This window comes from Pannonibacter sp., assembly GCF_051860505.1.
GTDB lineage: Bacteria > Pseudomonadota > Alphaproteobacteria > Rhizobiales > Stappiaceae > Pannonibacter.
On record NZ_JBHYDX010000008.1, the window covers coordinates 21,391 to 34,765 of the forward strand.

Consider the following 13,375-nt stretch of genomic DNA (forward strand, 5'->3'; position numbering starts at 1 on the left):
CATGCCATGGCTCGACCATGGCATCCACGCCGTTCCCTCGCAGCTCGGGGAGCGTGTCGACGAGGATCGTCATGGAAGCACCGCGCTGGCCGAGGCGTCACGGCATGGATGCCATGGTCGAGCCATGGCATGACGACGGAGAGAGGGAGAGGGGTGGGGGAGGCGGAACGAGCCGGCGAAGCTTTACCGCTGGGCTCCCATTTGCAGAAACATTTCGGAAAAAATTCGAGCGGCCCGAACGGGGGGCTGTGGGCGAGATGTGGACGGGGGAGCGAAGCAGCCGGCAAAGTGCAAGCATTCCTGCGGCTTATCGCAAAACCCCGCGAAACTGCTGCTAAAAGTCTCGGGAACTTCTTAACTGACGATTCAGTGTGTCTTTTAAGCGGATTTTAGAAGCGCGCCTGTATGTTGACCTCAAGGTGGGAAAAATATCCATCGGAAAACAGGTAGAAATAGAGGCGCAAACAAATGATCTCAGCAACCAGAGCTGTGGACGCCGCTGTGCAGGCTGAAAAGGACACGGACATCAAGCCGTTGTACCTCGAAGCACTGACACTCGTCGAAAGACTTCACCGGCGTCTGCTTGACGTTATCAAGGATGAGTTCGACCGCATGGGCCGGTCGGATGTCAACAGCGTCCAGGCGCTGCTGCTGTTCAACATCGGCGACAGCGAACTGACGGCTGGCGAGCTGCGCACCCGTGGCTACTACCTTGGTTCGAACGTGTCCTACAATCTGAAGAAGCTGGTCGAGACCGGCTACATTCACCACCAGCGCTCGCGCATGGACCGCCGGTCGGTTCGTGTCAGCCTGACGCCGAAGGGCGCGGAAGTGGCCCGGATCGTCAATGACCTCTATGAGCGGCACATCCTGTCGGTCGAGCAGGTCGGCGAAATCGGCGCGGACGACTTCACGATGCTCAACAAGGCGCTGCGTCGTCTGGAGCGCTTCTGGACCGACCAGATCCTGTATCGGCTCTGAGCCGAAGGCCGACGTCAGTTCCCCCCGCGAGCCATGCGTCTGCCGCAACGCCGCCCTACAAAGGGCGGCGTTCGCCTTTGCGCTGCGGCATGACATGTTTCAGCCACAAAACCCTGACTATCTGATGCTGACGACATGCGGGTGTCCGTCCCCTTGCAAGGGCAGTTCCGGCGAGTGATGTCGCTGTTGTTAAGCGGCTCGTCAGAACTTGCGCAGTAAAGTCGGACATCCGGGCAACTAGCCGGGGCTTCAGAACAGGCCCTGACCACCCGATGGGCGCAGCACGGCGGGACACCGTCTGCGACCCGAAGCGGATCGCTTGTTGTCATCAGAACGCGGTGAGATCGCCCGGCGGGCGACGCTTGGGGCATAAGGAGCGGTGCGGGTGTTTTTGCGTCAGGAAAAGAAGCAGTCGGGTCGTTCGGTAAAAGCGATTGCGTTTGCCGCCCTTGCGGGGCTTGGGCTCGGGACCGGCATCAGCGCCGTTCAGGCGCAGACCCCGCTCGAAGCCTTGCAGCAGTATAACCAGCGCGCCGAATGGGAAGACAAGTTCGACGCCACGCTGGAAAGCCTCGATGCAATCAAGACATCGACGCCGATCCTGTCGGCCGGCACGGCTGAATATATCACCGGCGCCATCAATCAGTATTCGATGATTGTCCAGCGTGGTGGCTGGGGCCAGGTGCCTTCGAGCAACCGTCCGCTGCGCATCGGCGCCCAGGACAGCGCCGTGACCGATCTGCGCCGCCGCCTGATGGCCTCAGGCGATCTGGAGCAGACCGCCGGCCTGTCCGATACCTTTGATTCCTACGTCGACGCAGCCGTGCGCCGGTTCCAGGTCCGTCATGGCCTGATTCCGGATGGTTCGGTCGGCCAGACCACGCTGGTGGCGCTCAACGTGCCGGCGGAAGTGCGCCTGCGCCAGCTTGAGACCAACCTGGTGCGCCTGCGCTCCATGTCCGGCTTTCTTGGCGACCGGTATGTGATGGTCAATATACCGGCTGCCGAGATCGAGGCGGTCGAGAACGGCCGCGTCCGCTCGCGCCACACCGCAGTGGTCGGCAAGATCGACCGCCAGACGCCGATCCTTAATTCCAAGATCTACGAGATCAACTTCAATCCCTACTGGACCGTGCCGGTGTCGATCATCCGAAAGGATCTGATCCCGAAGATGAAGCAGGATCCTGAGTATCTGGCCAAGAACAAGATCCGTATCTTCGACTGGAAGAACAACGAACTGGCCTGGCAGCAGATCGACTGGAACACCGAAGAGGCGACCCAGTACCAGTTCCGCCAGGAGCCGGGCGAGATCAACTCGATGGGTTCCATGAAGCTGAACTTCCACAACACGCATCAGGTCTATCTGCACGACACCCCGTCCAAGTCACTGTTCGGCACAGACAACCGGTTCCATTCCTCAGGCTGCGTGCGCGTGCAGAACGTGCGCGATCTGGTCAGCTGGATGCTGGAATCGACCACGCCGGACTGGAGCCGTGGCCGTGTTGACGAAACCATCCGCAGCGGCTTGCGCGAGGACGTGAAACTGAAAACCCAGGTGCCGCTGTACCTCACCTACATCACGGCCTGGACGAACGAGGACGGCATCGTCCACTTCCGCGAGGACATCTACAACCGCGACGGCCTTTATGGCGGCGATGTCGCCGGTCTGCAGTAAGCGGGACGAACGTAAGAGGGCCGGATTTTCCGGCCCTTTTGATTTTTTGGGCGCAGTGATGTGTTTTGCCCGTCTTCCCGGCCAAGCTGAGCGTCAGCGAAGCGCTGAGCCGGGATCCAGACATCAGCCGCGCGAAGCGCGACAACGCTGATCTGGTGCCGCCGGTTGCGGCTCAATTGTTGTGGCGCTCGCATGCGCTCGCACTCATGCGCTGGATTCCGGATCTGCGGTTCGCTGAACGCTCACCTTGTCCGGAATGACGGGTATGGACATTCGGTGGCTTCTCCGCTGCCGAAGGATCGGATTTCCAAACAGAAAGCCTCAGGTATCAAGCGCTTCATTACCGCCAACTCTGCGCCGTCCCGGCCTTGAGCCGGGACCTGTGTCCTTCGCGCTCCGGCTGATCACTTGGCTGAACGGATCGCCTTCCATACAGGTCCCGGCTCAAGGCCGGGACAGCGCGGGGAGGGGCGGAGGGTGGGTGCGGCTGTCCGCTGGCATAGGGGCAGAACCACGCGGAGAGCGAAGGCAAGTCAACGGGGTGTCCGCCCGCTCTGCCGGGTCTGGTCACCGGTTCATCCCCTCGCGGCTGGTGTTGCCCTTTGCTAGGATGGGGCACGTCCGGAATCAGGAGCACCACGCCATGCCAGGGCAGAACGGGGAAGTCTATTTCGAGTTTGTGCCCATCGGCCGGCAGGTGAAGGTGGTGGCGATTGACGCGGCCTCGGGTGTCGAGGTGAGCATTGTCGGTCCAAGTTCTGCGTCGCAGCGGGACCTGGAAAGCGTTGCCCTGCGCAAGCTGCAGAAGCGGATAACGGATCTAGCCGCTGAAGGCTGAGGGGTGAGAGGCAACTGCGGCCAGTGCGGGCGGCCTTATCAGGGCCATGTCGGATCATGGCAGAGCTGTGACGGTTGGCCACTTGGTTCGCGGGGAGGGCTATGCTAATTGCTTGGCTCCCTAACGGGCTGTGCGACTGGTGAGCGAGCCGCCGCGCAGATGCAAGGCCTGACCGGCCTGCCGGCCCCGGATCCCGATGCCCTGTGCTCGCTGAAAAGGACCAAGCGATGTCGATGACGGATACCTCGGCGAGCCAGCCGATCTATTCCGGGTTCTTCACCCGCAACCTCGCCGATGCGGACGCCGACGTGTTCGCTGCGATCCAGAAGGAAGCCGGTCGCCAGCAGCATGAGATCGAGCTGATCGCCTCGGAGAACATCGTCTCCAAGGCCGTGCTCGAGGCGCAAGGCTCGGTCCTGACCAACAAATATGCCGAAGGCTATCCGGGCAAGCGCTACTATGGCGGCTGCCAGTATGTCGACATTGTCGAGACCCTGGCGATCGAACGCGCCAAGCAGCTGTTCGGCGCCAAGTTCGCCAACGTGCAGCCGAACTCCGGCAGCCAGATGAACCAGGCCGTTTTCCTGGCCCTGCTGCAGCCGGGCGACACTTTCATGGGTCTTGACCTGAATTCGGGCGGTCACCTGACCCACGGCTCGCCGGTCAACATGTCCGGCAAGTGGTTCAACGTCGTCTCTTATGGCGTGCGCAAGGACGATCACCTCCTGGACATGGCCGAGGTCGAGCGCCTCGCCCATGAACACAAGCCGAAACTGATCGTTGCCGGTGGCACCGCCTATTCGCGCACCTGGGACTGGAAGAAGTTCCGCGAGATCGCTGACGCGGTTGGCGCCTACCTGATGGTCGACATGGCGCATATCGCCGGTCTCGTCGCCGGTGGCGTGCATCCCTCGCCGGTGCCCCATGCCCATGTCTGCACCTCGACCACGCACAAGTCGCTGCGTGGCCCGCGCGGCGGCCTGATCCTCACCAACGACGAGGACATCGCCAAGAAGATCAACTCGGCCGTGTTCCCAGGTCTTCAGGGCGGGCCGCTGATGCATGTCATCGCCGCCAAGGCCGTTGCCTTCGGTGAAGCGCTGAACCCGGAATTCAAGTCCTACGCCGCAGCCGTGGTGGCCAATGCCAAGATGCTGGCCCAGACCCTGCAGGAGCAGGGCCTCGACATCGTCTCCGGCGGCACCGACAACCACCTGATGCTGGTTGACCTGCGTCCGAAGAACGCCACCGGCAAGAAGGCCGAAGGCGCGCTTGGCCGGGCCAACATCACCTGCAACAAGAACGGCATTCCGTTTGACCCGGAGAAGCCCTTCGTTACCTCCGGTATCCGCCTCGGCACCCCGGCCGGCACGACGCGCGGCTTCGGCCTTGCCGAATTCCGCGAGATCGGCCTCTTGATCACCGAAGTGCTCGACGGCCTGAAGGCGGCCAACAGCGAAGATGGCAACGCTGCCGTGGAAGTTGCCGTGAAGCAGAAGGTCATCGCCCTGACCGAACGCTTCCCGATCTACCCGGCCTGAGGGTTCTGATGGCGCGAGGCCAGGCTCTGGCCTCGCCGCTTCGAATCTGGTCCTATCGGCCTCATCAAAGGTCCGCGCCGCAGGGCGCGGGCTTTTTGCGTTTGAAACGCAGCTGACCTGTCCTATCAAGGGCCAACCAGAGTACACCCGGCCCTGCCGGTCACGACAAACGGGAGTTTCCCCATGCGCTGCCCCTTCTGTGGCGGAGACGAGACACAGGTCAAGGACTCGCGTCCGACCGAGGACAATACCGCCATCCGCCGGCGCCGGGTGTGTTCGACCTGCGGTGGCCGCTTCACCACGTTCGAGCGGGTGCAGCTGCGTGAGCTGATGGTGGTCAAGCGCTCCGGCCGCCGGGTGCCCTTCGACCGGGAGAAGCTGATGCGTTCCGTCGAGACGGCCGTGCGCAAGCGGCCCGTCGATCCGGAGCGGATCGAGCGGATGGTCAGCGGCATCGTGCGCCAGCTGGAAAGCACGGGCGAGGGCGAGGTGACGAGCGAGGTCATCGGCACCCATGTCATGGAGGGGCTGAAGAACATCGACAGCGTCGCCTATGTGCGCTTTGCCTCCGTCTACAAGAATTTCCGCGAGGCCAAGGACTTCGAGGCCCTGATCGGCGAGCTGAACAACCCGGCCGCAGGTCCGCTGGAGGACGAGTGAGCAGCGCGGTGCCAGAGGGGCAGGGGCTGGTCTCGGCCTCCGACGTCCGGGCGATGCGGGCGGCAATCGCGCTGGCCACACGCGGACTGGGGCGGGTCTGGCCCAACCCTTCGGTCGGCGCGCTGATTATCGCAGGCGAGGGCACGGAGCGGCGGATTGTCGGGCGCGGCGTCACCGCGCGCCCGGGCGGGCCGCATGCGGAAGTGAGCGCCCTGCGCAGTGCTGGCGAAGCGGCACGCGGAGCGACCGCCTATGTCACACTGGAGCCCTGTTCCCATTACGGTCGCACGCCGCCCTGTTCGCTGGCGCTGGTCAAGGCGGGCGTCCGGCGGGTTGTTGTCGGCTGTCTCGATCCCAATCCGCGCGTCTCCGGCCGTGGCATCGCGATCCTGCGCGAGGCTGGCGTGGATGTGGTGGCGGGCGTCGAAGAAGAGGCCGCGCGCTGGCTGCATGCGGGGCACAATCTGCGCGTGACCGCCATGCGTCCGCTTGTGATGCTGAAGCTCGCTGTCTCTGCCGATGGCGGCATCGGCCGGCACGGGGAAGGGCAGGTGGCGATTACCGGGCCCGAGGCGCGGGCGATGGTGCATGGCCTCCGGGCCCGCTATGACGCCATACTGGTCGGCATCGGCACCGTGCTGGCCGATGATCCGGAGCTGACCTGCCGCTTGCCCGGCATGGGCAGCCGGTCACCGGTGCGCGTGGTGCTGGACCGGCAGGCGCGCCTGTCGCTGACGAGCCGGCTGGTCCGCGGTGCTGCCGATGTGCCCGTCTGGGTCATCGCCGGCCATGACGCGGATCCTGAACGGATTGAGGCACTGACCGAAGCTGGCGTGCTGGTCATTCGCGTGCCGCCAGGGCCTCAGGGGATTGATCCGCTGGTCGCGGTCACGGCATTGGCCAACCGCGGCATCACCCGGCTGATGGTCGAGGGCGGCGCCGCCGTGGCGGGCAGTTTTCTCGACGCCGGCCTGATTGACGAGGCCTTCATTTTCACCGGACGGACGAGCCTTGGGCCTGGTGCAATCCTGCCCTTCGCCGGACGCCCCTTGGCGGCGCTCACCGAATGCCCCACTTACCGGCTGGCCGGAACCGCCCTCTATGGCCCGGACCGGCTGATGCGCCTGGCGCGCAAGGAGATCTGAGATGTTCACTGGTATCGTCACCGACGTCGGCGTGATCCGCTCCGTTATCGACATCCCCGCCGGCAAGCGCACCCGCATTTCCACCGTCTACGATCCGGACGGCATTGACCTCGGTGCCTCCATCGCCTGCGGCGGTCCGTGCCATACGGTGACCGCCAAGGGACGCGACGGCGAGGGCAACTGGTTCGAAGTGGAAAGTGGCGCGGAAACCTTGCGCCTGACGACCGCGAAGGACTGGCGGGCTGGCATGCGCCTGAACCTGGAGCGCTCGCTGTCGCTGGGCACGGAACTGGGCGGTCATCTGGTGCTCGGCCATGTTGACGGGCTGGCGCGCATCGTCACGCGCCGGGATCACCCGGACAGCGTCTATTTCCGCTTTGACACGACGCCGGACTTTGCCCGCTTCATCGCCCGCAAGGGGTCGGTTGCCCTTGATGGCACGTCGCTGACGGTCAACGAGGTCGAGGGGACGGAGTTCTCGGTGTTCCTCATTCCCCATACCCTCAGTGCCACCACCTGGGGGGAACGGCAGCAAGGCGACCACGTTAATCTTGAAGTGGACATGATGGCGCGCTATGCCGCGCGCCTTGCCGAATTCGACCGATAGGCAGCCCTCAAAGCCGAGGGCTGGACAAACGGGGTCAGGCATGGTTCCTGACCCCTTACGATCTCAAGTGAAAGCGACCGACCGATGAGCTCCGCCCCGCACGTCCTGATTATCGAAGCCCGTTTCTACGACGACATCGCAGCCGCTCTATTTGAAGGCGCGACCAAGGCGCTGGACGATGCCGGAGCCACCTATGACCGCATCACGGTGCCGGGCGTGCTGGAAATCCCGGCGGCCCTGTCGATGGCGCTGACGTCGATGGAAAACGAGGGCACCTTCTATGACGGCTTCGTGCTGCTGGGCTGCGTCATTCGCGGCGAAACCTCGCATTACGACATCGTTGCCAATGAATCCGCCCGCGTGATCATGGATCTCATCGTTGATGCCGATCTTGCCGTGGGCAACGGCATCCTGACCGTCGAGAACGGCGAGCAGGCCTGGGCCCGTGCCCGTATCAGCGACAAGGACAAGGGCGGCGCTGCGGCCCGCGCGGCGCTCGACATGATCGCCCTGCGTGAGAAGCTCGGGGTCTGAGACACGATGGCTGACAGGGCAGACAACGCAGGCGGCCGCGAGGTCAAACCGGCCAACAAGCGCGGCACCGCCCGCCTCGGTGCGGTTCAGGCGCTCTACCAGATGGACATCGGCGGCGCCTCGCTGACCGATGTCATCAACGAATTCACCGCCTTCCGGCTTGGCAAGGAAGTCGACGGCGCCCAGTATCTGGACGCCGATGAGCATTACTTCAAGTCGGTTGTGAAGGGTGTGGTCGACGAACAGCGGGTGATCGATCCGTTCATCCACACCGCGCTGGCCGAAGACTGGCCGCTGAAGCGGATCGACAGCCTGCTGCGCGCCATCCTTCGGGCCGGCAGCTTCGAACTGCTGCGCCGCCGCGACGTGCCTGCAAAGGTGATCATTTCCGAGTATATCGACATCGCCAAGGCGTTCTACACCGACGACGAACCGCCGTTGGTCAATGGCGTGCTCGACCGTCTGGCGCATGAACTGCGCAGTGCGGAACTGCCGCCGCGTCCCGCCTCGAATGAGGACGAGGACGAGACAGGCGGTACCGCCGATATCGCCGATGACACGGCCGGCAAGACCGACTGAAGGCCCTGATGATGGCTGGCGACAGGCCAAACGAGTTCGCGCTGATCAAGCGCTTCTTCGCTCCTCTTGCCAGCGATCCCGGGGCCCTTGGCCTCACCGATGATGCTGCGACGCTGACGCCCTCGAAGGGCTGTGAACTGGTCCTGACCAAGGATCTCCTGGCGGCCGGTGTACATTTTTTTCCCCATGATCCGGCGGCGGCCATCGCCGCCAAGGCGCTGAGGGTCAACCTGTCGGATCTGGCTGCCAAGGGCGCGCGTCCGCGTGGCTATCTGCTGGGCCTCGCCCTGCCGTCCGACTGGACATCCGACTGGCTGGAGGCGTTCTGTTCCGGGCTGAAGGCCGATCAGGCAACCTATGATGTGACCCTGCTTGGCGGCGATACCATCGCTTCCGGCGGCGCGCTGTTGATCTCGGTGACGGCCATTGGCGAAGTTCCGGTCGGTCTTACCGTCCGGCGCAATGGCGCCAGGGCAGGGGATCTTCTCTACGTGAGCGGCACGCTCGGGGATGCTGCCCTTGGTGTTCGGCTGCGCTACGAGCCAGATCTGGCGGCCCGTCTGGGGCTTGAGGATGCCAGCACGGGCTTTCTGCTCGATCGCTATCTTTTGCCGCAACCGCGCTGTGCCCTGGCCGGAGCCGTGCTAGCCCATGCCAGCGCTGCCATGGACATTTCCGACGGCTTGACTGGCGATGCCGGCCATATGGCGGCGGCCTCCGGTGTTGACCTGCAGATCGATGTCGCCGCCATTCCGCTGTCACCAGCGGCTCAGGCGGTGCTGGCGCGCGAACCGGACTTTCTTACGACCTGTCTGGGCGGCGGCGATGACTATGAGCTTCTGATTGCTGTGCCGCCTGAGAAAGCTGCGGCCTTCGAGGCGGATGCGCGTCTGTCCGGTGTGGCGCTTGCCCGCATCGGACGGGCAGAACCAGCGCGCGGCGAGGCTGGAACGCTGCTCTATTTGCGCGAGGGTGAAAGTTTTTCCCTTGCAGGCAACGGCGGCTTCCGACACTTTTGATCGCCGGCCGGGTCCCCTCCGGCTTTCCTGTCCGTCAACCGCACTCAAGGTCCTCTCGGCACCTTACATGGTTTCCTAACCCTCGAAGACCAGATGGCCCGCGCTATCCGGCCGGGGCGGAGTGTCTTGCATGAGCCAATTGTCTTCCGCCGCCGCAGGCGCCACCGGCGTCGATGACCGCATCGCCCGGCGAAATGTCTTGATTCTGGCTTTTGCCCAGGCCCTTGGAGGGGCGTCCGCCTCCATCGTCATTGCTACCGGTCCGCTGATCGGCTCGGCCTTGCTCGGGGTGGACAAGTCGCTGGCGACGCTGCCGGTCTCCTTCATGGTGCTGGGGACGGCGCTTGGCATGTTGCCGGCGGGCATGATCATGCGTCGCTTCGGCCGCCGGCACAGTTTTCTCGGATCCTCGATCGGCGGCACTTTTACCTCGCTGCTTGCGGCCTGGGCGGTGATCGTGGCTGACTTCTGGCTGTTCACGCTGGCCTGTGCCGCCATGGGCTTCGTCACGGCCTTCGTGCAGCAGTTCCGCTTTGCCGCCGCCGATACGGCGAGCGAAGCGTTCCGGCCACGGGCGATCTCCTGGGTGATGGCGGGCGGCATTCTGGCGGGCGTGATCGGTCCCCAGACCGTCATCCTGACGCGGGACCTGTTTGCGCCGATCCTGTTCGCTGGAACCTATGTGGCGCTGGCCGGGCTGTCGTTCCTTGCCTTTCTGGTGCTGTGGTTCCTGAAGGCGCCGCCCCCGGTCGCAGCCGCGCGGGCCGGGGAGGCCCGGCCGTTGCTTGTGATCATGCGCAAGCCCGGCTTCATTGTCGCCGTCACCTGCGGCATCGTCTCCTATGCCCTGATGAGCCTCGTGATGACTGCAACGCCGCTGGCGATGATCGGCTGCGGCCTGACCACGACCGACGCGGCGCTGGCGATCCAGTGGCATGTGCTGGCGATGTTCGGTCCCAGCTTCTTCACCGGCGCCCTGATTGCCCGGTTCGGTGTGCGCAGCATCGTGCTGGTCGGCCTGGCTCTGCTGTGTGCCTGCGCGGTGATTGCCTTGAGCGGCGAGGAGGTCGGCCATTTCTGGGTGGCGCTGATCCTGCTGGGTGTCGGCTGGAACTTCGGCTTCATCGGTGCCACGACCATGCTGACGGCGTGCTACCGCCCGTCGGAGCGTAACATGGTCCAGTCAGCCAATGACTTCCTGGTGTTCGGCTTTGTCGCCTTCGCCTCGTTCTCGTCGGGCTCGCTGCTTTATAATTTCGGCTGGGGCACGGTGAACATGCTGGTGTTCCCGGTGACTGCAATCTGCGTCATCCTGATGGTGGTGCTGCGCCGCAGTTCAACCGACGATGCGCTGGCTTAAGTAAAAAGGCGATTGCATACAGACGTCTATCGCGCTGCGAAAAATGATGCACTGCGCTTGCCGCAGTGCAAGGACGGAAGTGCTGATGATCTCGTCAGTTTCTGCAGGTAGCGCTTGACCAACCCCACTTGTTACCTGTTACCGTGGCGCCGTTGTCCCGTGCCGGAGACTTGATCGGGTACTTGCCAAAGACAGAAGGCTCGCGCACGGGGCCGGTCTGCAGCTCCTTGCCGCATAACAGAAATCCGAAACAGCATGGCGAGGGCTGCGCGTCACTTGGGGAGGACTCATGACCGAGCTTGTCGTTGTCATAGCATGCGGTTTCCTGGCGATTGCCTATGGGATCTGGGCTGTCCAGTCCGTCATGGCCGCCGATGCCGGAAACGCCAGAATGCGTGAAATCGCCGGTGCCATCCAGGAGGGCGCACAGGCCTACCTGACCCGCCAGTATTCCACCATCGCCGTTGCCGGCGTCGTGATCTTCATTCTCGGGGCCTGGCTCCTTGGCATGCTCGTCGCCATCGGCTTTGCCGCCGGCGCGATCCTGTCGGCGCTGGCCGGCTTCATCGGCATGCATGTCTCCGTCCGCGCCAATGTGCGCACCGCACAGGCGTCGGCCAAAAGCCTCGCCGCCGGTCTCGAGATCGCCTTCAAGTCCGGAGCTGTCACCGGCATGCTGGTGGCGGGTCTGGCGCTCCTTGGCGTTGCCGTCTATTTCGCGGTGCTGACCCATGGGCTTGGCTATCCGGCAACGGACCGGGTCGTCATCGATGCGCTTGTAGCCCTCGGCTTCGGCGCGTCGCTGATCTCGATCTTTGCCCGTCTCGGCGGCGGTATCTTCACCAAGGGTGCGGATGTCGGCGGCGATCTGGTCGGCAAGGTCGAGGCCGGCATTCCCGAAGATGATCCGCGCAACCCGGCGACCATCGCCGACAACGTGGGCGACAACGTCGGTGATTGCGCCGGCATGGCGGCCGACCTGTTCGAGACCTACGCGGTGACGCTGGTCGCCACCATGGTGCTGGCGGCGATCTACTTCGCCGGAACGCCCTCGACCTCCGCGGCAATGCTCTATCCGCTGACCATTGGTGGGGCCTGCATCATCACCTCGATCATCGGCACCTTCTTCGTCAAGCTGGGCGCCAACAACTCGATCATGGGCGCCCTCTACAAGGGCTTCATCGCCACGGCGGTGCTGTCGCTCATCATCCTCTATCCGGTCACCTCCTGGGTGTTCGGCGGTATGGACGGGGTGCTCACCACCTCGCGCGGCCTCAGCTTCACGCCGATGGATCTCTATCTGTGCGGCATCGCCGGACTGCTGGTGACCGGATTGATCATCTGGGTGACGGAATATTACACCGGCACTGGCTTCCGCCCGGTCCGCTCCATCGCCCAGGCTTCGGTCACCGGCCATGGCACCAACGTCATCCAGGGCCTTGCCATCTCGATGGAAGCGACCGCCCTGCCGGCGATCATCATCATCGCCGGCATCATCGTCACCCACTCGCTGGCCGGCCTGTTCGGCATTGCCATCGCGGTGACCACCATGCTGGCGCTGGCCGGCATGGTGGTGGCGCTCGATGCCTTCGGCCCGGTCACCGACAACGCCGGCGGCATTGCCGAAATGGCGGACCTGCCGGCGTCGGTCCGTGTCACCACCGATGCGCTTGACGCGGTCGGCAACACGACCAAGGCCGTGACCAAGGGCTATGCCATCGGTTCGGCTGGTCTCGGCGCCCTGGTGCTGTTTGCCGCCTACACCGAGGATCTGCGCTTCTTCATCGCCAACTCGGACAAGTATCCCTACTTCCAGGGCCTGACCAACGAGACGCTCGACTTCTCGCTGTCCAATCCTTACGTGGTCGTGGGGCTCTTCTTCGGCGGCCTGCTGCCCTATCTCTTCGGCGGTATCGCCATGACCGCCGTGGGCCGTGCCGCCTCGGCGGTCGTGGAGGAAGTGCGGCGTCAGTTCCGCGAGAAGCCGGGCATCATGGCGGGAACCGAGCGGCCGGACTACGGCCGGGCGGTCGACATGCTGACCAAGGCGGCGATCCGCGAAATGATCGTGCCCTCGATGCTGCCGGTGCTGTCCCCGATCGTGGGCTTTTTCATCATCAACATGATCGCCGGCAAGGCCAATGCCTTCGCCGCGCTCGGGGCGATGCTGCTCGGCATCATCATCACCGGCCTGTTCGTGGCCCTGTCGATGACAGCCGGTGGCGGTGCCTGGGACAATGCGAAGAAATACATCGAGGACGGCCATCACGGCGGCAAGGGCTCGGACGCCCACAAGGCCGCAGTGACCGGCGACACGGTGGGTGACCCCTACAAGGACACCGCTGGTCCGGCCGTCAACCCGATGATCAAGATCGCCAATATCGTCGCCCTGCTGCTCCTCGCCGTGCTGGCGCATTGAGGGCAGGGGGTCTTGCA

12 protein-coding genes are annotated in these 13,375 nt (G+C 64.1%); all 12 read left to right on the plus strand.

Translation table 11 applies throughout. The annotated features are described in order from the left end of the window. Positions 1-468 precede the first annotated feature (468 nt). The 12 genes from ldtR to ACTIFE_RS07410 all read left to right on the plus strand — a co-directional run bounded on the left by ldtR (position 469) and on the right by ACTIFE_RS07410 (position 13,358). Positions 469-981 carry a transcriptional regulator LdtR gene (ldtR, locus tag ACTIFE_RS07355; RefSeq protein ID WP_439528512.1) on the plus strand — a complete coding sequence of 171 codons (513 nt, stop codon included), beginning with the start codon at positions 469-471 and terminating at the stop codon, positions 979-981. Between the two features lie 391 nt (positions 982-1,372). Continuing rightward, entirely contained in the window at positions 1,373-2,656 is a 1,284-nt protein-coding gene (locus ACTIFE_RS07360; protein WP_439528640.1) for a L,D-transpeptidase family protein, read from the plus strand. A 643-nt stretch (positions 2,657-3,299) separates the two neighbouring features. Beyond that, a complete protein-coding gene (locus tag ACTIFE_RS07365; protein ID WP_439528513.1) occupies positions 3,300-3,494 on the plus strand; it encodes a DUF6898 family protein in 195 nt (64 codons plus the stop codon). Between the two features lie 227 nt (positions 3,495-3,721). Then, positions 3,722-5,035, plus strand: coding sequence for a serine hydroxymethyltransferase (gene glyA / locus ACTIFE_RS07370; protein ID WP_439528514.1), 1,314 nt, complete (start codon positions 3,722-3,724; stop codon positions 5,033-5,035). Positions 5,036-5,218: 183 nt separating this feature from the next. Beyond that, positions 5,219-5,695, plus strand: a complete 477-nt coding sequence (nrdR, locus tag ACTIFE_RS07375) for a transcriptional regulator NrdR (RefSeq protein WP_106752242.1) — start codon at positions 5,219-5,221, stop codon at positions 5,693-5,695. Positions 5,696-5,748: 53 nt separating this feature from the next. Next, positions 5,749-6,840: a bifunctional diaminohydroxyphosphoribosylaminopyrimidine deaminase/5-amino-6-(5-phosphoribosylamino)uracil reductase RibD gene (ribD, locus tag ACTIFE_RS07380; protein WP_439528641.1), complete on the plus strand. Its 1,092-nt coding sequence runs from the start codon at positions 5,749-5,751 to the stop codon at positions 6,838-6,840. A 1-nt stretch (position 6,841) separates the two neighbouring features. Continuing rightward, entirely contained in the window at positions 6,842-7,447 is a 606-nt protein-coding gene (locus ACTIFE_RS07385) for a riboflavin synthase (protein WP_439528515.1), read from the plus strand. Positions 7,448-7,531: 84 nt separating this feature from the next. Next, the gene (gene ribH, locus ACTIFE_RS07390) at positions 7,532-7,981 is read left to right on the plus strand and encodes a 6,7-dimethyl-8-ribityllumazine synthase (protein ID WP_439528516.1); all 450 of its coding nucleotides are present in this window, start codon (positions 7,532-7,534) and stop codon (positions 7,979-7,981) included. 6 nt (positions 7,982-7,987) lie between these two features. Next, positions 7,988-8,560, plus strand: coding sequence for a transcription antitermination factor NusB (gene nusB / locus ACTIFE_RS07395; RefSeq protein WP_439528517.1), 573 nt, complete (start codon positions 7,988-7,990; stop codon positions 8,558-8,560). Between the two features lie 11 nt (positions 8,561-8,571). Beyond that, the gene (gene thiL, locus ACTIFE_RS07400) at positions 8,572-9,579 is read left to right on the plus strand and encodes a thiamine-phosphate kinase (RefSeq protein ID WP_439528642.1); all 1,008 of its coding nucleotides are present in this window, start codon (positions 8,572-8,574) and stop codon (positions 9,577-9,579) included. A 130-nt stretch (positions 9,580-9,709) separates the two neighbouring features. Beyond that, positions 9,710-10,939: an MFS transporter gene (locus ACTIFE_RS07405; RefSeq protein WP_439528518.1), complete on the plus strand. Its 1,230-nt coding sequence runs from the start codon at positions 9,710-9,712 to the stop codon at positions 10,937-10,939. Positions 10,940-11,228: 289 nt separating this feature from the next. Next, a complete protein-coding gene (locus tag ACTIFE_RS07410; RefSeq protein WP_439528519.1) occupies positions 11,229-13,358 on the plus strand; it encodes a sodium-translocating pyrophosphatase in 2,130 nt (709 codons plus the stop codon). Positions 13,359-13,375: the final 17 nt, after the last annotated feature.